Annotated in this window: 22 protein-coding genes and 1 tRNA gene; 6 read left to right on the forward strand and 17 right to left on the reverse strand. The window is 66.5% G+C overall.

Annotation, left to right across the window (positions count from 1 at the left end; translation table 11 throughout):
- Window positions 1–103 precede the first annotated feature (103 nt).
- Window positions 104–180, forward strand: a tRNA-Met gene (locus tag ACFQBT_RS04150).
- 118 nt (window positions 181–298) lie between these two features.
- Entirely contained in the window at window positions 299–1,831 is a 1,533-nt protein-coding gene (locus ACFQBT_RS04155; protein WP_377820608.1) for an acyl-CoA synthetase, read from the forward strand.
- Between the two features lie 3 nt (window positions 1,832–1,834).
- On the opposite strand, the gene ACFQBT_RS04160 is transcribed toward ACFQBT_RS04155, so the two are convergent.
- The 12 genes from ACFQBT_RS04160 to ACFQBT_RS04215 form a co-directional block, all read right to left on the reverse strand.
- On the reverse strand, window positions 1,835–2,164 hold the full coding sequence (locus tag ACFQBT_RS04160; protein ID WP_377820610.1) for an antibiotic biosynthesis monooxygenase family protein: 330 nt from the start codon (window positions 2,162–2,164) through the stop codon (window positions 1,835–1,837).
- Between the two features lie 67 nt (window positions 2,165–2,231).
- Window positions 2,232–3,422 carry an ABC transporter substrate-binding protein gene (locus ACFQBT_RS04165; protein ID WP_377820612.1) on the reverse strand — a complete coding sequence of 397 codons (1,191 nt, stop codon included), beginning with the start codon at window positions 3,420–3,422 and terminating at the stop codon, window positions 2,232–2,234.
- A 77-nt stretch (window positions 3,423–3,499) separates the two neighbouring features.
- A complete protein-coding gene (locus tag ACFQBT_RS04170; protein ID WP_377820614.1) occupies window positions 3,500–4,255 on the reverse strand; it encodes an ABC transporter permease in 756 nt (251 codons plus the stop codon).
- Entirely contained in the window at window positions 4,252–5,049 is a 798-nt protein-coding gene (locus ACFQBT_RS04175; protein WP_377820615.1) for an ABC transporter ATP-binding protein, read from the reverse strand. Before ACFQBT_RS04175 ends, ACFQBT_RS04170 begins: the two co-directional genes overlap by 4 nt.
- Window positions 5,046–5,909, reverse strand: a complete 864-nt coding sequence (locus tag ACFQBT_RS04180; protein WP_377820617.1) for an ABC transporter permease — start codon at window positions 5,907–5,909, stop codon at window positions 5,046–5,048. Before ACFQBT_RS04180 ends, ACFQBT_RS04175 begins: the two co-directional genes overlap by 4 nt.
- A complete protein-coding gene (locus ACFQBT_RS04185) occupies window positions 5,906–6,922 on the reverse strand; it encodes a TIGR03842 family LLM class F420-dependent oxidoreductase (protein ID WP_377820619.1) in 1,017 nt (338 codons plus the stop codon). Before ACFQBT_RS04185 ends, ACFQBT_RS04180 begins: the two co-directional genes overlap by 4 nt.
- Before the next feature lie 6 nt (window positions 6,923–6,928).
- On the reverse strand, window positions 6,929–8,350 hold the full coding sequence (gene hydA / locus ACFQBT_RS04190) for a dihydropyrimidinase (protein WP_377820621.1): 1,422 nt from the start codon (window positions 8,348–8,350) through the stop codon (window positions 6,929–6,931).
- A 4-nt stretch (window positions 8,351–8,354) separates the two neighbouring features.
- Window positions 8,355–9,203, reverse strand: a complete 849-nt coding sequence (locus ACFQBT_RS04195) for a nitrilase-related carbon-nitrogen hydrolase (RefSeq protein ID WP_377820623.1) — start codon at window positions 9,201–9,203, stop codon at window positions 8,355–8,357.
- A 102-nt stretch (window positions 9,204–9,305) separates the two neighbouring features.
- Complete coding sequence (locus ACFQBT_RS04200; RefSeq protein WP_377825347.1) at window positions 9,306–10,268, reverse strand: CehA/McbA family metallohydrolase; 963 nt, start codon at window positions 10,266–10,268, stop codon at window positions 9,306–9,308.
- Window positions 10,223–10,828, reverse strand: a complete 606-nt coding sequence (locus tag ACFQBT_RS04205) for a hypothetical protein (RefSeq protein ID WP_377820624.1) — start codon at window positions 10,826–10,828, stop codon at window positions 10,223–10,225. Before ACFQBT_RS04205 ends, ACFQBT_RS04200 begins: the two co-directional genes overlap by 46 nt.
- Before the next feature lie 79 nt (window positions 10,829–10,907).
- A complete protein-coding gene (glsA, locus tag ACFQBT_RS04210) occupies window positions 10,908–11,882 on the reverse strand; it encodes a glutaminase A (protein ID WP_377820626.1) in 975 nt (324 codons plus the stop codon).
- Between the two features lie 18 nt (window positions 11,883–11,900).
- Window positions 11,901–12,590: a DsbA family oxidoreductase gene (locus ACFQBT_RS04215; RefSeq protein ID WP_377820627.1), complete on the reverse strand. Its 690-nt coding sequence runs from the start codon at window positions 12,588–12,590 to the stop codon at window positions 11,901–11,903.
- Between the two features lie 100 nt (window positions 12,591–12,690).
- On the opposite strand from ACFQBT_RS04215, the gene ACFQBT_RS04220 reads away from it, so the two are divergent.
- Window positions 12,691–13,299, forward strand: a complete 609-nt coding sequence (locus ACFQBT_RS04220; protein WP_377820629.1) for a DUF305 domain-containing protein — start codon at window positions 12,691–12,693, stop codon at window positions 13,297–13,299.
- 6 nt (window positions 13,300–13,305) lie between these two features.
- Here ACFQBT_RS04220 and ACFQBT_RS04225 read toward each other — a convergent pair whose 3' ends face one another.
- Together ACFQBT_RS04225 and ACFQBT_RS04230 are read right to left on the reverse strand one after the other, a co-directional pair.
- Window positions 13,306–14,385, reverse strand: coding sequence for a lysylphosphatidylglycerol synthase domain-containing protein (locus ACFQBT_RS04225; RefSeq protein WP_377820631.1), 1,080 nt, complete (start codon window positions 14,383–14,385; stop codon window positions 13,306–13,308).
- A 50-nt stretch (window positions 14,386–14,435) separates the two neighbouring features.
- Complete coding sequence (locus ACFQBT_RS04230; protein WP_377820633.1) at window positions 14,436–15,677, reverse strand: alpha/beta fold hydrolase; 1,242 nt, start codon at window positions 15,675–15,677, stop codon at window positions 14,436–14,438.
- An 86-nt stretch (window positions 15,678–15,763) separates the two neighbouring features.
- Between ACFQBT_RS04230 and ACFQBT_RS04235 the strand changes: the two genes are divergently transcribed.
- Entirely contained in the window at window positions 15,764–16,429 is a 666-nt protein-coding gene (locus ACFQBT_RS04235) for a YoaK family protein (RefSeq protein ID WP_377820634.1), read from the forward strand.
- Between the two features lie 273 nt (window positions 16,430–16,702).
- Here ACFQBT_RS04235 and ACFQBT_RS04240 read toward each other — a convergent pair whose 3' ends face one another.
- Window positions 16,703–17,107, reverse strand: coding sequence for a peptidoglycan-binding domain-containing protein (locus ACFQBT_RS04240; RefSeq protein WP_377820636.1), 405 nt, complete (start codon window positions 17,105–17,107; stop codon window positions 16,703–16,705).
- 359 nt (window positions 17,108–17,466) lie between these two features.
- Here ACFQBT_RS04240 and ACFQBT_RS04245 point away from each other — a divergent pair, with 359 nt between their 5' ends.
- Complete coding sequence (locus tag ACFQBT_RS04245) at window positions 17,467–18,648, forward strand: RtcB family protein (RefSeq protein ID WP_377820637.1); 1,182 nt, start codon at window positions 17,467–17,469, stop codon at window positions 18,646–18,648.
- Between the two features lie 69 nt (window positions 18,649–18,717).
- A complete protein-coding gene (locus tag ACFQBT_RS04250; RefSeq protein WP_377820638.1) occupies window positions 18,718–19,020 on the forward strand; it encodes a helix-turn-helix domain-containing protein in 303 nt (100 codons plus the stop codon).
- Here the strand turns inward: ACFQBT_RS04250 and ACFQBT_RS04255 are convergent.
- The gene (locus ACFQBT_RS04255; RefSeq protein ID WP_377820640.1) at window positions 18,995–19,627 is read right to left on the reverse strand and encodes a ClpP family protease; all 633 of its coding nucleotides are present in this window, start codon (window positions 19,625–19,627) and stop codon (window positions 18,995–18,997) included. The two genes, ACFQBT_RS04250 and ACFQBT_RS04255, sit on opposite strands and share 26 nt — an antisense overlap.
- Window positions 19,624–20,253: a ClpP family protease gene (locus ACFQBT_RS04260; RefSeq protein WP_377820642.1), complete on the reverse strand. Its 630-nt coding sequence runs from the start codon at window positions 20,251–20,253 to the stop codon at window positions 19,624–19,626. The genes ACFQBT_RS04255 and ACFQBT_RS04260 overlap by 4 nt, the downstream gene beginning before the upstream one ends.
- Window positions 20,254–20,925 lie beyond the last annotated feature (672 nt).

A 20,925-nucleotide genomic window follows, 5' to 3' on the forward strand; every position in this document is an offset into this window, starting at 1 on the left:
CGGTCGTCACACGCCCGCAATACCGGGACTCTCGACCCGCCGCTGGTCCCCTCGGTGCCGATTTGGTCGGCGCGCATCCGCTGACGTATGGTTATCAGGCCGACGCGGGGTGGAGCAGCTCGGTAGCTCGCCGGGCTCATAACCCGGAGGTCGCAGGTTCAAATCCTGCCCCCGCTACCAATCGAAACCGGTCCTGGCCAGCAAAACTGCGGTCAGGACCGGTTTTTTGTTGCGCTCCGATGCTCGCCCGCTTAGCGTCTCCCGTGTGATCCGAGCCACATGAGTGAAGGAGCCGCGGATGTATCCCGGAGCGTATGCAGACACCACGCCGGACAAACCCGCCATCATCCACGCGGACACCGGGGAAGTGCGCACCTTCGCTCAACTCGACGCCAACTCACGCAAACTCGCCCGGTACCTACGCGAGGCCGGAATCGAGCTCGGTGACGACATCGCGTTCCTGTCCGACAACATCCCGGCGGTGTTCGAGGTCTACTGGGCCGGCCTGCGCTCCGGCTACTACGTCACCGGGGTGAACCATCACCTGACTGCCGACGAAGCGGCGTACATCCTCACCGATTGCGACGCCAAGGCGCTTCTTGTCTCCGCGGCGCACCTGGCCAAGGCCCGTCAGGTCGTCGATCTCGTGCCCGGCCTGCAGGTCCTGATTGCGCTCGACGGGCAGGCCACGGACAAATTCCGTTCGTACGCCGAGGTGTTGGCCACCACGTCGGATGCACCTCTGGAGGACCAACCGCGCGGTGTCGACATGCTCTACTCATCGGGCACCACCGGTCGACCCAAAGGAATCAAGTCAGCGCTGCCCGATCGGCAGGTGGGCGACCCGGGCGACACCTTCACCGCCCTGTTCTCCCGCCTGTACGGCTTCGATGACAACACGGTGTACTACTCCGCGGCGCCCACCTACCACGCGGCACCGCTGCGGTTCGGCGGGGTCGTGAACGCTCTGGGTGGAACCATCGTGATGGCAACGCGATTCGATGCCGAACAGTCTCTCGCGGCTATCGAGAAGTACCGCGTGACGCACAGCCAGTGGGTGCCGACGATGTTCGTGCGGATGCTGAAACTCCCGGAGGAGACCCGTGCGAATTACGACGTGTCCAGCCAGCGGGTGGCGATCCACGCCGCCGCGCCCTGCCCGGTCGAGGTCAAGCAGCGAATGATCGACTGGTGGGGGCCGATCATCCACGAGTACTACTCCTCGACGGAGGCCAACGGTCTGACCTTCGTCGACTCGCAAACGTGGCTGGACAAACCGGGCACGGTGGGCAAACCGGCGCTGGGCATCATCCACGTCTGCGGTCCGGATGGCGCGGACCTGCCGGTGGGCGAGACCGGTGTCGTCTACTTCGAGCGCGACACCCTGCCCTTCGAGTATCACAACGACCCGGCCAAGACCCGGGCCGCGCAGCATCTGCAGCACCCGACGTGGACCACCACCGGCGACATCGGTCACGTCGACGAGGACGGCTACCTCTACCTGACCGACCGCGTGGCCTTCACGATCATCACCGGCGGCGTGAACATCTACCCGCAGGAGGTCGAAAGCGCACTCGCGCTGCACCCGGCGATCCTGGACGTGGCCGTTATCGGGGTGCCGGACGAAGAGTTGGGTGAGGTGGCGAAGGCGGTCGTCCAGCCCGCGCCCGGCGTGCAGCCGAGCGAGGAATTGGCGGTCGAGATCCTGGACAGCCTGCGTGGCCGGATCGCCGACTACAAGATCCCGCGGTCGCTGGACTTCACGCAGGACCTGCCGCGTTCGGCGACCGGGAAACTGGTGAAGGGGATCCTTGCGGCGCAATACCGCTGAGGATCAGGACGATTCGCTCTTCACGGCGACTTCGTAGTTCCAGACTTCGCTGGCGGTCCCGACCGGCTTGGCGCGCTCGTTGCTCTGGCCGTCGTGGCCGTGGCCGTGCCCGTCGCGGAACGCCGAGGACGTCACCCACGCCTGGAACGAGTCCTCATCGTCCCAGCGGGTCACGACCAGCCACTGTTCGCGGTCGTCGGTCGGCTTGAGCAGTTCGAACCCACCGAAGCCGGGCTGGCCGTCGACGGCGCCCAGTCGGGCCGCGAACCGATGGGCCAGTTCGTCGCCCGTCTCCTTGGGCACGGTGATGGCGTTGATCTTGATCACGGTCATGGCCCCATTGTGCGCGCCACGGCCCCCGCACCGAAGGTGCAGGGGCCGCGACGACGAGCGGGCCGGGCTACTTCCCGCCTTCCTTGAGCGTGACCGTCTCCGGTTTGAACGAGGCACCCATCACGTCCTGACCCTCCGACTTCAGCTGCGCCAAGGCTTTCTCGACGTAGACGTTGCTGTAGGCATCGCTCGGCGGTGCCTTGGTGATGATCGTCTTGCCGGTGTTGTCCTTGGTGTGCAGCGCGATATCGACGGTCTGGTCCCACGCCGACTTCTGGACGGTCCCGATCCCGCCGGTCGACGGCCAGATCAACTTGTTGACCTCGTTGACCATCCACAACTGGTGCCCCGCAGGCAGGGTCGAACCTGCTGCTGCCACGATGTCTGCGGCTTCCTGCGGGTGGTCCCGGGTGTAGATCCAGCCCTCGATCGACGCCTTGATGAACTTCGTGGTCGTGTCCTGGTAGTCCTTGTCACTGGCCAGCTTGTCCGCATTGGCCCAGATCGCGTCCTGCAGCATCGCCGTGCCCTCGTCGTTCCAGTTGATGACGTTGAGGTCGGAGGGCTGGTAGAGCTTGCCGGTCTTCGGATTGATGGTTTCCAGCACCTGGGCGTACTCGTTGTACGTCATAGCCTGGGCGGCGTCGATGTCGCCGTTGAGGAAGCCGTTCATGTCGAACGCCTGCTGCACCAACGAGATCTGGCTGTTGGTGTCGATGCCGGCCTTCTGCATCCCGGCGAACAGCTCCCACTGGTTGCCGTAGCCCCACGACCCGACCTTCTTGCCCTTCAGGTCGGCGGGACTGGTGATCCCCTTGTCCTTGAAGGAGATCTGAGTGGTCCCGCTGCGCTCGAAGATCTGGGCGACATCGGTGACCTTGGTGCCGCCCTCGATCGACCCGAGGACTTTGGGCACCCAGGAGATCGCGTAGTCCGCATCTCCGGAGGCGAGTACGTCGATCGGCACCGTGTCCGTGCCCGCCGGCTTGATCGTGACGTCCAGACCTTCCTTGGCGTAGAAGCCCTTCTTCTCCGCGACGTAGTAACCGGCGAACTGGCCTTGGGCAACCCACTGCAGCTGGAGGGTGACCTTCTTGGTGGCGCCGCCACCCGACGTACCCGTCCCCGCTGCGGAGCTCGGTGCACTTGCGGCGGGTGACGAACTGGAACTGCTGCTCATACCGCACCCGGCGAGGGTGAGGGCGCTGGCCGCTCCCAGGACGATGATCGTCCTGGTCCGGCGGATCGATGGGGTCACTGGTTCCTCCTGGTGGTTCTGTACTGCGTTGGGAGAGAGGGAAGTACGGCGCACCGTCGGGCCGTACCGGGGTCGGGTCAGGCGCGGTGGCGGGTGACCAGCGCTTCCAGCGCATAGGTGACGCAGTAGAAGAGCAGACCGATGATGACCGACCCGAGCACGAAGGCCCAGGCCAGCGAGTAGCGCGACGATGAGACGGCCGAGGTGATGGAGATGCCCAGGCCGTCCAACGGTCCGCCGAAGTATTCCGCGATCAGCGCCGAGATGACTGCTACCGACGAGGCGATGCGGATACCGGTGAAGATGAAGGGTACGGCGCCCGGAAGCGTGACCGCGCGCGTCGCCTGCCAGCCGGTGGCGGCGTAGGAGCGCATCAGATCCCGGTGCAACGGCGCAACGGTCCGAAGGCCCCTCAGCGAGTTGACGTAGACCGGCACGAACGCAGCGATGGCCGCAACCAGCACGCGCCCGGTCTGGGCCGCCGCGCCGAACATCGCGTAGAGCACCGGAGCCAGAGCGACGATCGGGATGACGGACAAGGCCACCACCAGGGGAGCGGCCATCTGTTCCACCGGCCGGATGGCGGCGGCCAGCGCCGCCCACACGACGCCGAAGAACGTCCCGATGACCAGGCCGAGCAACGCGTTCTTGGCGGTCGTGATCGCGGCATCGCGGATGATGTCGAGGCTGCCGGTGAACTGCTCCCAGATCGCGGACGGGCTGGGCAGCACGTAGGGCTGGATGTCGCGCGCGGTGACCAACCACTGCCACAGCAGGAGGGCGAGCACTCCGAAGACGAGCGGCGCCAGCACCGTCCGCAGCCGGGCGCTCATCGGTTCTCCACCCCGCGCACACCGGTCGGGCTACCTCCGTGGAGTGCTTCGCGAACGGCGCTGACGCGCTCGAAAAACGAGGTGTCCTCACGCAGCGCTTCGCCGCGGTCGACGCCGCGGCCGAGGTCTACCGAGACGATCTCGCGGATCCGACCCGGCCGGGGTGACATCACGACCACGCGATCGGACAGGAAGACCGCTTCGGGGATGGAGTGGGTCACGAAGACCACCGAGGCGCCGGATTCCGAGGCGAGCCGGACCAATTCGCCTTGCATGCGCTCGCGGGTCATCTCGTCCAGTGCGCCGAACGGCTCGTCCATGAGCAGCAGCTTGGGCTTCTCGGCGAACGCTCGCGCGATCGCTACCCGCTGTTGCATACCGCCGGACAACTCGTCGGGGTAGCGTCCGGCGAAATCGGACAGACCGACCATTTCGAGCAGTTCGTCCACTCGCGCTGTGCGCCCGTCGACCTTGTGCAGTTGCAGCGGCAACTCGATGTTGGCTCGCACCGTCCGCCAGGGGAGCAGCCCGGCCTGCTGGAAGGCGATTCCGTAGTCCTGGTCCAACCGGGCCTGATGGGGAGTCTTGCCGAAGACGCTCAGCGAGCCGGCCGTCGGTGAGTCCAGATCGGCGATCAGCCGCAACAGGGTGGACTTGCCGCACCCACTGGGGCCGATCAGCGACACGAAGTCGCCCGGCTCGACGGTGAGGTCGATGTCATCCAGCGCGACGACCTCGTCCGAACCCTTGCCGGGAAAGACCTTCGAAACACCCTGCACTACGACGCCAGTCACGCTTCAGCCCTCCGGTATCGCTTCAACAAGAGACCGATCAACGCCACCAGGCCGGCGCCCGCCAGACCCATCAGCACCGCACCACCGATCGGTGACCACTGCTTGGCGGGATCCGCACTACCGGTCTGCGCGAATTCGATGATCATCCGGCCGATACCGCCGTCCATGCCGATCGAGACCTCCGCGACGACGGTGCCGATCACCGCGGCGGCGATCGACAACCGCAGCGCCGGGATCAGGTAGGGGACCGCCGCTGGCATTCGCAGCCGGATAAGGCTCTGCCACCAGCCGGTCGCGTAGGAGCGCATCAGATCGGTCTGGGCCGCGACCGGCGAGTTGAGTCCGCGCACCATGCCCACGGTGACCGGGAAGAACGCCAGGTAGGCGGCGATGACCGCAACCGACATCCAGTCCTGCCAGGCGAATCCGCCGATGTGGAAGGCTGAGCTCCAGCGTTTCACCAATGGTGCCAGGGCGATGAGCGGCACGGTCTGGCTGAGCACGACCCACGGCAGGAGCGCGCTGTTGGCAATCTTGGAACGCTGCATCACCAGGGCCAGCAGCATGCCCACGACAAGGGCGATGGCCCAGCCGATGAGAGCAACTTTGAAACTGAGCCACGCTGCCGACAGTACGTAGGACCACAGCGGCGCCGCACCCGGTGCCGAGGTGACCGGCTGGCCAGCTCGCTGCACCATCGTCCACAGGTGCGGCATCGCCAGATCGTTGGTGCGCGGCAGCACGATGGTGTCGCCGATCCGCACACCGTCCGCCGGCCCGAGCGCTTTGTAGGCCTCCCACACCACCGCCAGCAGCACGATCCCCGCAGCACCCCACAGCCAGGCGCGCCATCGCTTCACAGCTTGGCGCTCACGTCGTCGCGCAGCGCGGGGATGATCGTCTCGCCGTAGGCGCGCAATGTCTCGTCCTTGTTGTCATGCTGCAGGTAGCCGGCGAACTGGTCGACGCCCAGTTCCTTCAGGGCCGTGAGCTTTTCGATGTGATCGGCTGCCGTGCCCAGCACGCAGAACCGGTCGATGATGTCGTCCGGCACGAAGTGGGTGTGGGTGTTGGACGAGCGGCCGTGGTGGTTGTAGTCGTAACCCTCGCGGCCCTTGATGTAGTCGGTCAACGCTGTGGGCACCGCGCCATCGGCCCCGTACTTCTCGACGATGTCGGCCACGTGGTTGCCCACCATCCCGCCGAACCACCGGCATTGGTCGCGCTGGTGGGCAAGGTCGTCCCCGACGTACATCGGAGCGGCCACGCAGAACTTGATCGCGGCCGGATCCCGGCCCGCTTCGGCCGCCGCGCGCCGTACGGTCCCGATCATCCACTCGGCGATGTCCAGGTCGGCCAGTTGCAGGATGAACCCGTCGCCCACCTCGCCGGTGAGCTTGAGGGCTAGCGGCCCGTACGCCGCGACCCAGACTTCCAGCGAACTGCCGGTGCTCCAGGGGAACCGGAGGGTTGATCCGTTGTACTCGACCGAGCGACTGTTGCCCAACTCCCGGATGACGTGGATGGATTCACGCAGTTCCTTCAGCGTGGTCGGCTTGCCGTTCGTGACTCGGACGGCAGAATCGCCGCGGCCGATGCCCACGATGGTCCGATTGCCGAACATGTCGTTGAGCGTCGCGAACACCGACGCGGTCACGGTCCAATCGCGGGTCGCGGGGTTGGTGACGAAGGGACCCACGGTGATGCGATGGGTCTGCGCGAGGATCTGGCTGTAGATGACGTAGGGCTCCTGCCACAGCAGGTGCGAGTCGAAGGTCCAGACGTGACTGAAGCCGTAGTTCTCCGCGGTCCTGGCCAGGTCGACGACCCGCCAGGCCGGGGGATTGGTTTGGAGGACGACACCGAAATCCATTGCGGCTCAGATCAGGTACTGCGACAGGCCGCGCTTGAGGTACTTGCCGTGACCCTTAGTGCCGATGTACCCGGTCTCATCGACGACGACGGTCCCGCGGGACATCACCAGATCGGCGTGGCCGTCGATCTCATACCCCTCCCAGGCGGAGTAGTCCATCTTCATGTGATGCGCCTTGCCCATGCCGATCGAGGTGTGCCCGGCCGGGTCGTAGACGACGATGTCGGCGTCGGCACCGGGCGCGATGATGCCCTTGGTGCCGTAGAGGCCGAACATCCGGGCCGGCGTGGTCGAGGTGATCTCCACCCAGCGCTCAAGGCTGATGTGCCCGCCCACGACGCCCTGGTACATCAGGTCCATGCGGTTCTCCACCGAGCCGATCCCGTTGGGGATCTTGGAGAAGTCGTCGATGCCCATCTCCTTCTGCTCCTTCATGCAGAAGGGGCAGTGGTCGGTGGAAACCATCTGAATGTCGTTGGTGCGCAGGGACTGCCACAGGTGGTCCTGGTGGCCCTCTGCGCGCGAACGCAGCGGGGTCGAGCAGACCCACTTGGCGCCCTCGAACTCTCCCCACTGCTCACTGACCGCGCCCAGCTGCTCCTCCAGGGACAGGTAGAGATATTGCGGACAGGTCTCACCGAAGACGTTCATCCCCCGGTCGCGGGCCGCGGCGATCTGCTCGACGGCCTGTTTGGCCGACACGTGCACCACGTAGAGCGGCGCCCCGGTGAGGTCGGCGATCATGATCGCGCGATGGGTGGCCTCCTCCTCGGCCTGCCAGGGCCGGGTGACGCCGTGGTAGTAGGGAGAGGTCTTGCCCGCCGACACCGACTGCTGGACCAACACATCGATGATGCTGCCGTTCTCGGCGTGCATCATCATCATGGCGCCGTTACTCGCCGCCTTCTGGAAAGCCCGCAGGATCTGACCGTCGTCGGACAGGAAGACGCCTTTGTAGGCCATGAAGAGTTTGAAACTCGTCACGCCTTCGTCGATCAGCTCGTCCATCGCCTTGAGCGAGTCGTCCTGGACATCGGACAGGATCTGGTGGAAGCCGTAGTCGATGGCGCAGTTGCCGGCGGCCTTCTCGTGCCAGGCGTGGTACTGGTCCATGATCCGCTGATCGGGGTACTGCACGACGAAGTCGATGATCGTAGTCGTGCCGCCCCAGGCGGCGGCCCGGGTGCCGGTCTCGAAGGTGTCGGAGGCGAAGGTGCCGCCGAAGGGCATCTCCATGTGGGTGTGCGCGTCGACACCGCCCGGAATGACGTATTTGCCTGTTGCGTCGATCTTTTCGGCCTGGACGCCAAGCGCGTCGGCGGCGCCGGGAGCCAGCAGGGCCGTGATCTTCTCACCCTCCACCAGGACGTCGGCCGTCGTGCGGCCGGTCGCGCTGACGACGGTTCCTCCGGTGATCAGAGTCGTCATCGGCTCACGCCTTCGGGATCGCGACGTAGGAGTCGGGCCGGCGGTCCCGGTAGAACTGCCAGTCGTTGCGGACTTCGCGGATGAGATCCAGATCCAGGTCGCGCACGACGATCTCCTCATCGGTAGCCGAACCCAGCTCACCGACGTAGTTGCCGCGCGGGTCCAGGAACTGGGAGCTGCCGTAGAAGGTCACGGCCAGGTCGCCGTACTCGTTGTCCTCGGTCCCGACCCGGTTGGGCGCGGCGACGAAGTAGCCGTTCGCGGCGGCAGCTGCGGCCTGTTCGATCTCCCACAGCCGGTTGGACAGGCCCGGTTTGGTGGCGTTGGGGTTGAAGACGATCTGCGCGCCGTTCAGGCCCAGTTCGCGCCAGCCCTCCGGGAAGTGCCGGTCGTAGCAGATGTAGACACCGACCTTGCCGACGGCGGTCTCGAAGACGGGGTAGCCCAGGTTGCCGGGTCGGAAGTAGAACTTCTCCCAGAACTTGTCGAGGTTGGGGATGTGGTGTTTGCGGTACTTGCCCAGGATCGTGCCGTCGGCGTCGACCACCACCGCGGTGTTGTAGTAGAGCCCGGGCATCTCCTCCTCGTAGATGGGCAGGATCATCACCATCTGCAGCTCCTTCGCCAGCGCCGCGAAACGCTGCACGATGGGACCGTCCGCCGGCTCCGCGTAGTCGTAGTACTTCGCGTCCTCGGTGATGCCGAAGTACGGTCCGTAAAACAACTCCTGGAAGCAGATCACCTGGGCCCCTTGGGTTTTCGCTTCTCTGGCGAATCCCTCGTGCTTGTCCAGCATCGAGGTTTTGTCCCCGGTCCAGGTGGTCTGTGTGATGGCGGCTCGTACGACGGTCATCCGGTGGTGTCCCTTCTGAAACATGCGTAAGTAGGCAGTCAACGCCTACCGCGTTTCTACCGCATTACCTCCGGTGACACCCCGGTAACGCTTCCAGAGATTTCAGAGGCGATTGATCCAGATCGGGTTGGTCAACGCAGCCATCGGTCCGAAGCCGGCGACCGGCCCCATGGTGGTGCCGCCGGCGCCTCCGCCGCTGACCGGGTGGCGCACCTCGGCGCGCACAAACGCGGCGGCTTGGGACGTCGTACGCCAGGTGATCGACCCCGACCCGTCCCCGGGCAGGCCGGTCTGGAACATCTGACCCTGGTCGGTTAACAGGCGCACAGTGCCGTTCGGCACACCGGCGACGGACAGTGTCACCGTGATCGGGTCGGTCGGGTGGGCACGCAGGCGTTCGCCGATCTCCGCCGTACGGCGACCCGCAGTTGCGTTGAGCGTGAGCTTGACCGCGGACGACTCCGCGATCCAACTACGGCCGGCCTTGATCGCCGCCAGCACCGCGTCACGGTCGAGACGATCGGCTCGAACCACGTTGTGCGGCAGGCCGATCACGTCACCGGGGCTGTGGGCGTCACTGTTGCCCATAGCCGGCAACCAGTCGCCACCGTGTCGCGCGGCGACAGCCAACCGGTTCGCCCACGTCGAGACGGCAGCCTCGTCATCCCAACCCCACGGTCCTGTCCACACTTCGGTCGCATCCAGACCGTCGAAACCGAACTTCCATTCGGCGCCGATCCAGGGACAGTACAAGTGGGCCGACACAGCCAACCCGCGCTGCGCGTGAACTGCGCGGATGGCGTCATCGATGCGGTCGTCCCGGGAGCGGTACCGCCAGTCGATCGTCCGGCCGGGCGTCAGCCCGAGCGCGAGCCAGTGACCGTTGCGAGTCGTGACCTCTTCGCCGGTCACGATCAGGAGGTCGTCGCCGGCCAACGGTCCCCACACGCCGTGCGAGGCACTGGTGTTGTGGTCGGTAGAGACGATGAAGTCCAGCCCGGCCGCGCGTGCACCGGCTGCTACTTCACTGGGTTGCCGCTTGCCGTCGGAGTAGACGGTGTGCAGATGACAGTCACCGCGATACCACGCGCGGCCCCCGGCAGCGCGGGTTGGGGGTACTGCGGCTGGTAGGCCTTCGCGTTAGGTCCTGGGATCAGCGTGACAGTGACCTCGTAGTCCAGACCCTGCGGTGCCACTTGGTACGGGCCGAGCACGATGTGCCAGCGACCGTGGCCGATCTTGCCGGGCAGGTAGGCCGGGGTCGCCTCTGCCGCACTGATCGAGAATTGCGTACGGAAACCTCCCGACCAGCCTCGAAAACCTCTGAGGTCAGGGGAGATTCCGCGTTCATCGAAGATTCCGATGTCGCAAGCGTTGCCTGGGGTTCCTGGTGGTACGGAGGGTTTGGTGTACGTGTAGCTGACCTCTAGGCGCTGGATGCCAGCCGGTACGTCGACCGGCAGGTACACGAAGTCGGCCGGTCCGGGATCGACGTGCCCCGAGACGGTGGTGGTCGCGGGCGACCCCGCCGCAGAGGCCGGTGCAATCGGGGTCAGGAAGGTCGCAGTGGTAGTGCCAGCGGCGGCGAGGATCGCGCGGCGGCTGATGTTGGCTTCGTTGCTCACCCAGCTATGCAACGCCGCGACGGGTGGCGTCCCGGTGGCACTGCGGCGAACGCTGGATGAACCCTGCCGCTCGGCCTGCTCAGTCCGGGACGGCCACCACGTCCAGACCCAGGTGCCGGGACAGGTACATCGCCGTCTGCACCCCACGCACGCTGTTGCCCGCCGCGTCCAGCGGCGCGGAGTACGTCGCGAGCGCTCCCTTCCCGGGGGACACGCTGACGATCCCGCCGCTGATCCCGGACTTGGCGGGTACTCCGACGTCCAGGAGCCAGTCGCCGGAATTCTCGTACATCCCCGCGATGGTCATGATCGCAAGCACGGCCTGGGCCGTGGCCGGCGACACGACACGCGCCTGCGTGACCGGGTTGATTCCACCGGTGGCAAGGGTTGCGCCCATCACCGCCAGATCGGCGGTGTTGACCTCGAGGCAGCACTGGCGGGTGTACAGGTCGAGCGCCGCCATGGCATCGCCGTTGATAGCGTCGTAGGAGCGCAGCAGGTAGGCGATCGAACGGTTGCGCATGTTGGTGGTACGCGCCGATTCGTACGTCGCTTGGTCCAGGGTGAGCGACCGCCCTGCGAAAGCGGACAGCGTCCGGGTCAGCAGAATCCAGCGCTCTTCGAAGGTGTCGCCGGGCACCAGGCTGCTGGTCGCGATCGCACCCGCATTGACCATCGGGTTGGTGCGACCGTCCGGAAAGCGTTCGATGGCCGCCAACGAGTTGAAGGGCAACCCGGTGGGGTTGACCCCGACCACTCGTCGTACGACGTCGAGCCCGACCTGCTCACAGACCAGGGCCAGGACGAACGCTTTCGACACGCTCATCAAGGTGAACTTCTCATCGAGGTCCCCGCGCGCGGAGGAGACGCCGCTGACGGAGGTCAGGCAGATTGCGAATTTGTCCGGATCTGCTTGCGCTAGAGCGGGGTACACCGTTGACAGGGCGCCGTCGGCGACTGGTGCGAACTCGTCGTACGCCCGCCCGACCCATGCGTCGGCTTCCTCGTGGTCGGGCAGTTCACCGGAGGAGACGTAGCGGTGCTCGTTGTCCACGCACCGATGGTAGGGCTGTCAGCAGCCCTCCGGCCCGCAGATCGGCCCAACCGGCTCGGCGACCACGAGCGGATGCGCGTCGCGCCACGCCTGCTCCAGAGCCCGGCTGAACACCTCCGGCGGCTGGGCGCCGGACACGCCGTACTTCTCGTCGAGCACGAAGAACGGCACCCCGCTGATGCCGTAGGCGCGGGCCTGCGCGAAGTCCTGTCCGATTTCGGCGGTCAGTTCCGGGTCGGTCAGTGCTTCCCGTACGTCGCTCGCGGACAGGCCGTGTGCCTCGCCGATGGCGATCAGCACGTGGTCGTCGCCGATGTCCTGGCCCTTCTCGAAGTGCGCGGACAGCAATGCTTCCTTCACCTGGTCGGCGACGCCGCGCCGGGCCGCCAGGTGCAGCAAATGATGACCGGGTAGGGAGTTGGCCACGACGAGGTGATCGAAGTCGTAGTGCAGTCCCTCCTCCGCGGCCTGCGCGCCGACCATGCTGATCATCTGCTCGACGTTCTCGCGGGGCATGCCCTTGCTGGCCACCAGATAATCGACCTCGCTACCGTCGTAGCGCTCGGGTAGGGCGGGGTCGAGCTGGTAGCTGTGCCAGTGGATCTCGACATCGTCACGGTGGGCGAAGGTAGCCAGTGCCTTCTCGAAGCGGCGTTTGCCGATGAAACACCATGGGCAGGCGATGTCGGACCAGATGTCGATCTTCATACCGACGGCAACGCGTGATGTCGGCGACAGATTCCCGGGCCCGACGCGTCCATGTACCCCCCAGGGGTATATTCCGGGTGTGCAACGAATTGCGCGATCTTTGGCTGTCACCCTGCCCGCTGCGGTGATCCTCGCGGCGTGCGGCTCCTCATCCGATGCCCAGCATGCAGAGCATGCGACCGCGATGGGCGGGATGAGCATGATGTCCACGTCCACCACTACGGCCTCGCCATCGTCGTCGGCGGGTCAGGTGTTCAACAACGCCGACGTGCAGTTCGCGACCCAGATGATCCCGCATCACGAGCAGGCGGTGACGATGGCCAAGCTAGCCGCGGCCCGGGCCTCCTCGACCCAGGTGAAGCAACTTGCCGCCGACATCGAGAAGGCGCAGGCTCCGGAGATCCAGCAGATGAGTGACTGGTTGCAGGCCTGGGGCAAACCGGTGCCGACGTCGATGAGCGGGCACGACATGGGCTCGGCGATGCCGGGCATGATGAGTTCGCAGGACATGCAGAAGTTGATGGACAGCACGGGCGCGGATTTCGACCGGATGTTCCTGACCATGATGATCAGTCATCACGAGGGCGCTCTCAGCATGGCCAGGACGGAGATCGCGCAGGGTCAGAACCCGGACGCCATAGCGCTCGCGCACCGGATTCAGAGCAGTCAGACCGCGCAGATTGCGACGATGAAGACGCTGTTGGGCTGAAGCTCGTCAGGAAGCAGGTACGGCAGCGTCCTTGTCGTGGCGGCCACCCCACAGGTTCAGATCGGTGCCGGTGCGTCGACGCCACAGAAAGACTGTCACGGCGCCGACCAGAAGTGGACCGAGGATGGTGAGAGCACGCCACACGGCGACGGCGGCGATGATCTCGGGTTCCCATGCTTCACCCGCACTCTCCACGTAGGTGCTGACCAGCACCGCATCGAGGATGCCGAAACCGAACAGCGGCATGGTGGTGAGCGGGTAGGCCATGAAGAAGGTCCCGATCACCAACAGCCCACCCACACTGCTACTGCTGATACCGACGAAGCGTAGGGCGAGTAGCAGAACCACAGCGTCGACGGCCACCATCGCGATCAAGGAGGCAACGGATTTGGCCGAGCGCTGCACGAACCCGGTAGCCATCCGGGCGCGGAAATCGGTCACGGCGGCCGACCATTTGTCGGGGTCGGCGGTTGCTTTGAAGCGCCGCGCTGACGCTGCAGCACTGCGGCCGAGGCGGTCGGCCCAGTCCTCGGCGCGCAGCACCATCGCCAGGATCAGGAGGAGCGCGACCGCCCCGAGGGCACACAACAGCGCCCAGACGGTGCGGTGCGCCTCGATGCCGGCCCCCACGAAGACGGCCAGACCGATCACCGGACACAGCAGCCGGACGGCGTAGAAGTTCAGCATGTTCATCGTCACCCCGGCCATCCCGTCGATCGGGTTGATGTTCCAGGAGTTGAACATCGCGACACGGATGACCATGTCTCCCGGGGGCGGGGTGATGGTACCGATGACGTTCGCGGCCAGGTCGTTGTCCAGCGACCGCATCACCCCCAGACCCGGCACGAACGTGGCCAAGGGGAGGGCATTGAATACCTGCCGGATGGCCACCAGAACAATAAGAATCGCGATCTGCCACCACGAGAACTTGGTGAACGCGTGGGCCACTTGCTGCCAGTCGACCTGCCCGACGAGTTCGACGACCAGGTATCCGGCGATGACGGACAGGGCAACGATGATGAGTGGTTTGGCAAAACTGCGCCCCTGCCGCGGCGGCTTCGTCGGCGCGTCCTCCGGTGTGCTCACCAGATCAGCCTAGGTGCGCCCGAGCAGCCGCGGCGACCGATCGACGAAGGTCAGACCCGCCCGCGAACCATGTCGATGAGCCGGCCGAGGATCTCATCGGGCATCACCCGCAGGCCGTTGTGCAGCACGGTGTTGGTGATGAACGGCCGGATCGTCGGCACCCGCTCGATCGTCTGCAGTGAATGCTCGCGCAGCACGTAGGGATCGTCGTAGTAGACGGCAGCCGCGGCCGGCACGTCCAGCCCGGCGAGCACCGACGGGTCGTACAGCTGCGGCCAATCCCTGCGCGCCAGGAGGTCGGCCGCTTCCTGGAACGGTGCGAGCAACGGGTCGGCGGTGACGTGAAAGGGGAAGACGTGCTCTCCGGTCAACAGTGTCGGGTCGTCGAGGTAGACGTCCGGGCGGACCCGCGCGCAGGACCAGTCGGTGATGCCGCCGTCGGCGTAACAGGCCTCGTGGACGAGCAGGTACAAGGGCGAATGGGCGTTGAACGACAGCAACGAGGCCAGTTCGTACCCGAATCCCAGCCCGTCCGGATCGCGCTCGAGCAAGTAGTGGATCTGTTCTGACCCGCCGGTCATTCCCAGCACGGACCCGATCCCGCGCAGGTGATCCGGGCTGACGACGGTGCCGTTCGGCAACCTCACGTTGCCGGCTGCGGCCCGGGCGGACAGCGCCCGCATTCGCTCACGGTCGCCGGGGAACGCGCGGTAGTGCCGGGCCGTGAGGTCGAGGGTGCGTTGGTAGGTGGCCGAATACACCGCGTCCACCGGTACGCCGATCGGCGGGACCCCGCCGGTGAACATCGCCTCCCGCACGGAGCCGGGATGCGCGGACAGATACCGCAGGGTGCAGAACCCGCCGAACGACTGGCCGAGCAGCGACCAGCGCTCGATGCCCAGCTGTGCTCTCAGCAGCTCGCAGTCCTCGACGATCGCGTCCGCCCGGAACAGCGCCAGGTAATCGGCCTGCTCCTGCGGGCTCTTGTCGGCCATCGCCGTGACGGGCGTCGAGCGCCCGGTCCCGCGCTGGTCGAGCAGGATCACGCGGTAGTCCTGCAGTGCCCTCTGCAACCAGGCGGGTGCCTCGGGAAGCCCTGTGGGGCGTGGACTTTCGCCACCCGGACCACCCTGCAAGAAGAGCAGCGCGTCCCGGTCGTCAGCATCGCCGGGCCGGCGGACCTCGCGGGCGAAGACGGTGATGGTCCCGCCCGACGCATCCGCATGATCCAGCGGGACCTCGATCTCGTGGTCGATGAGGTGCAAGCCGGGAACGCTGGTCGTGATAGCCATACCGGAAGACTACGAGCCCGGGTCAGCGACGTGCGCCATGATGAACCCGGGGCACTCGCCGCGAGAGCCCGGCCTCGAGAGAAAACATGAACGCTTCACGAGTCGTCGACGACATGGGAGTGACCACGCCGTTGCTCATGACGGCGGTCAGCGGCTGCATCGACGCGCACCTGTTCCTTCGGTACCAGTCGTTCGCGTTCGCCCAGACCGGCAACGTCGTCTTCCTCGCCGTCGCGGTGGTGCAGGGCGCCGCGTGGGCGCGTTACGTGTGGCCCCTCGCGGCGTACGTCGCGGGGCTGGCGGCGGCGGAGACGTTCCGGGCCGGCCGCCCGGTGCTGCCGAGGTCGGCCATCACCGCGATCCTGACCGCGCAGGTCGTCGTCTTCGCGGTCTTGGCCGTGATGCCGGGCAGGACGCCGGCCGCGGTCTTCCTGGTCGTCCTTTCCTTCGTCGGTGCGATCCGCCTCGACATCTTCCGCTCAGCCGGTGGGCTTCCGGTGGTCACGATCGCGACCACCGGGAATCTACTGCGATTGATGCAATCGGCCGCCTCGATGATCCGCGAACCATCGCGCGACCGCCGCTGGGGTCTGACGATCAGTGCGCTGGTGGTCCTCGCGTTCGCCGCCGGCGCTCTCGTGGGTGCTTATGCGACAACTCAGTTCGGTACGGCGGGGCTGTGGGCGGCGGTCCTCATGGAAGCGTTGGCGTTGGTCTGCTATCTGACGGCGGAAAGAAGGAGTATCACGTGAGCGGCTCGGGTCGACGAGGCGGTACTGACTGTTTCCGACGACGGTCGCGGGATGAGCGGCGTCGACATCGAGGACCGACTCGCTGAGGGGCATCTCGGGCTGGCGTCCCGGCGGGTTCGGATCGCCGCCGCGCGCGACAGCCTCGTGGTGCACCCGGGTACGCCACGCGGCACGGACCGAGGCGCGCCTGCCGCTGTGACTGCGGCTGGGTGCGGGCATCGCGAACGGCCCGCAGGAGCGGGCCGTTCGTCGATGGTGGGCGGTGTGCTGGGATCAGTTGGCGCCCATCACGTTGTTGCCGGAGATCAGCATCTTGTTCATCGCGTTGGTCGTGGCCTGGTTCATGACGCCGGTCTGGGGCAGGTGGGCGTCGCGCTGCAGGTACTTGATCGCGGCGGTGGTCTGCGGACCGGGGATCCCGTCGATCGGACCGTTGTAGTAGTTCAGGTCGCCGAGCTTCTGCTGCAGCGCCTTGATGCTGGCCGAAGGCTTCACCACGGTGGCTGCGGGAGTCGACTGCCCGGCGGTGCTGGCGTGTGAGCTCGGCGCGAAGGCGAAGACGGCCGCGCCGCAGATTCCGGCGATGGCCAGAGCCGCGCCGGTGGAGGCCGCGACAACCCGGCGGGACGACCGCTTCTGCGAGACCGGGGCGGTGGTGGTGTTGGAGGTGGTCTTCATGATCTTTCCTTTCGATGTGGGCCGCGGACCGTCCGTGGCGATGGCTCCACTGTGCTGCCGGATCCACGCCGAACCTGTCGACCGGTCGGACGGTGTACCGGGTGAATGCGGTGTCCCCCGATCGGGGGACACCGGTGGCCGTGCGCAGAAAAGGGGATGCCCGCCGGGCGCCAGGTGGGATACGGTTCCGGGCGTGAGCACGACGTACCTGCGCAAGCAACCCCAGCCGGAGGGCCCGGTGGGGTTCGCTGACGTACGTCCGCGATCGGAGTAGACCCGATCGCACGCACCGCGAGCCCCAGCCGTTCGGCTGGGGCTCTTTGTTGTCCAGAAACCATTCACACAGAGAGGAATCCGACATGGACCGGATTTCGGATCGGCTCCTGAACTGGGCGTCGATCCTTGATGAGAAGACGATGGAGCAGGCGAAGGTCACGGCCACGATGCCGTTCATCTACCCGCATCTGGCGTTGATGCCGGACGCCCATCTGGGAAAGGGTGCGACCGTGGGGTCGGTCATCCCGACGCTGGGCGCCCTCATCCCGGCGGCGGTCGGGGTCGACATCGGCTGCGGGATGATGGCGGTGCGCACGCCGTACTCCGTGGCCGACCTGCCGCAGGACAAGGGCAGGCTCCGGGTGTCCATCGAGCGGTCGATTCCGCTGTCGGCGGGGGCGTACAACCGGAAGGTGACCCGCGATCACACGCAGGATCGGATTGATGAGTTGCTTTCTCTGGCAGAGGGGTACGGGTTTGACCCGGGGTCGTACGCGAAGAACTGGCCGTTGCAGCTGGGTACGCTCGGCTCCGGCAACCACTTCATCGAGGTGAGCGCCGACGAGCAGGATCGCGTCTGGCTGTTCCTGCACTCGGGCTCGCGTGGCGTCGGGAACAAGATCGCCCAGCACCACATCAAGGTCGCCCAGCGACTGGCCAAGCAGTGGTGGATCTCGTTGCCGGACAATGATCTTGCCTACCTGGTGGAGGGCACGCCGGAGTTCACCACCTATGTGCGCCAACTGCGGTGGGCGCAGCGGTTCGCGTTCCTCAACCGGGCCGAGATGATGGACCGGGTGGTGCGGGAGTTCGCCTATTGGGTGAGCGGCGGAGCAGCGGAGACGTTCGAGCGGCAGCAGGAGGTCAACTGCCACCACAACTACACCGAGAGCGAGCGGCACTTCGGCAAGCAGGTGTGGTTGTCCCGTAAGGGTGCGATCGACGCCTCGGAGGGCACGTGGGGGCTCATTCCGGGCTCGATGGGGACCGCGTCCTACGTCGTCGTCGGCAAGGGCAACCCGGTGGCGCTGAACTCCAGCCCGCATGGTGCGGGCCGGGTGCACAGCCGTTCCTCGGCGCGGCGGACCTTCACCCAGGAGGATCTGCGGGCCGCGATGGGTGACATCGAGTACCGCGACACCGCAGCGTTCGTCGACGAGATCCCCGCGGCGTACAAGGACATCGACCAGGTGATGGCGGATGCCGCCGACCTGGTGCAGATCCGGCACACGCTGCGGCAGCTGGTCAACGTCAAGGGTGACTGAGCCGGCAGGTCGTTCTGCTGTGGGCAGAACGACCTGCCGGACGGGCCGCGTCGCTGCTTAGCATCGAGCATGGCCGACCTGATCCGCATGCCTCCGCATCCCGCCGAGCCGCTGTGGCGCGAACTGCTGGGCGATGTCCTACGCCGCCGACGTCACGATCGCGGCGAGACGCTGCACGAGACGTCCCGTCGCGCCGGAGTCTCACCGCAATACCTCTCGGAGATCGAGCGGGGCCGCAAGGACCCCAGCAGCGAGATGGTCGCGGCGCTCGCCGGCGCCTTGGGTACGACGCTGGTCGACCTGACCGCGGAGGTCACCCGGGCGGGGCGCCCGGCGCCGCCGTCGCTCAACGCACTCCTACTGGCTGCGTGAGCGCCCGTTCCTCGGGCCGCCGGCTGTCCAGGACGGCATCGATCAGGCCGTAGTCGCGGGCCTGACCGGCATCGAAGACCCGGTCGTGGTCGGTGTCCGCGCGCAGGGTCTTCGGGGACTGGCCGGTGTGCCGAGCCAGGACGTCCTCGAGTTCACTGCGCACCCGGACCACCTCGTCGGCTTGCAGGATCAGGTCGGGAATGGCGCCGCGACCCTGCGCGGCCGGCTGGTGCAGGACGACCCGGGTGTGCGGCAGGGCAGCCCGTTTCCCACTCGCACCCGCCGCCAGCAGCACCGCTCCCACGGACACCGCTTGGCCGACGCAGGTGGTCGCCACGTCCGGCTGGATGTACTGCATGGTGTCGTAGACGGCCAGCATCGCGCTCGGATCGCCGCCCTCGCAGTTGACGTACATCTGCACGTCGAGTTGCGGACCATCCGCTTCCAGGTGCAGCAGTTGCGCGACCAAGGCGTTGGCGACACCGGCGTCGATCGCCGTTCCGACGTAGACGATGCGTTCGGCCAGCAGATGGGAGTAGACGTCCATGACGCGATCACCGCGCGGGCTGCGGGCCACGACGTTCGGGATGAGGTAGTTGCCGCTCATCGGACGTCGTCCCGGACCGGCGGTGTCAGACCCATGATGCGCTGGGCCCGGGGCACCACGTGTTCGAAATCGTCGACGATCTCGTCGATGAAGCCGTAGTCCCTAGCCTGGGCAGCGGTGTACCACCGGTCGTGTAGCGAGTCCTCGAAGATCCGCTCGACCGGCTGGCCGGTGTCCTGCGCGATGAGACCGAGCACGGTATCCCGGGTGTATCGCAGGTCGTCGGCCTGCAGCTCGATGTCCGCCGCGCTGCCGCCGATACCCGCCGACCCCTGGTGCATCAGGATCCGGGCGTGCGGCATGGCCCGCCGCTTACCCTTGGTTCCGGCTGACAACAGGAACTGGCCTGCGCTGCAGGCGATTCCGAGCGCAACCGTCGCCACGTCACAGGGGATCAGGTGCATCACGTCGCGGATCGCCAGCATCGACGGCACGGAACCGCCCGGCGAGTGGATCCAGAATGCGACGTCGCGGACAGGGTCGGTGCTCGCGAGGCTGAGCAGTTGGGTCGCGAGTACCGCGCCGTTGTCGTCGTCCAACGGGCCGTCGAGGATGACGACCCGCTGGGCGAAGAGCTCGGTCCGCATCCGTTCGTTGAAGAGTCGGGGTTTGTTCTCATCGCTCATGTGACCAGCCTGCGCGGTTCGGCCTGTCACCGGAACGGATACTGCTATCGGCAGATCAACTCACAGCAGCAGCTGCGCGCGATCGGCACCCCGCCCGACTGACCGGTCGCCGCTGTCGGTGGTTCGTGGCACGGTGGGGGCATGTTGCTGGTCACGGGGGAGCCTGCCGGACGGGCGTTGCGCTGGAGCGCCTCCGATCTTTCGGTCGCGGCCGACTGCGAATACCAGTTGTTGTGCCGTCTCGATGTGCTGCTGGGCCGGGTCCCGGCCAACGACGCCGCCGAGGATCCATTGCTGGCCCACATCGCACGTCTCGGCGACCGCCACGAGCAGGAGGCGTTGGAGCGGCTTCGCGCCCGGCGTGAGGTGCGGTCGATGGCCCGGGTGCGGCCGCCGTACACCGACGTGTCATTGCGTGCGGCCGCCGACCACACCCGGCGCGCCTTGGCCGGGGACGCGGTGCTCTACCAACCGGCCTTCTACGACGGGGAGTTCTTCGGATACGCCGACTTCGTCGTGCGCGGGGACGACGGCTGGCAGGTGTGGGACGCCAAACTCGCTCGCGAAGCCAGGCCGCGCGCACTGCTGCAGTTGGGTGCTTACGTCGATCAGTTGCTGGCCATGGACGCGCCGGTGGCCCCGCGAGTGGGTCTGTTGCTCGGTGACCGGTCG

It is taken from the genome of Branchiibius cervicis (assembly GCF_042661605.1).
GTDB lineage: Bacteria > Actinomycetota > Actinomycetes > Actinomycetales > Dermatophilaceae > Branchiibius > Branchiibius cervicis.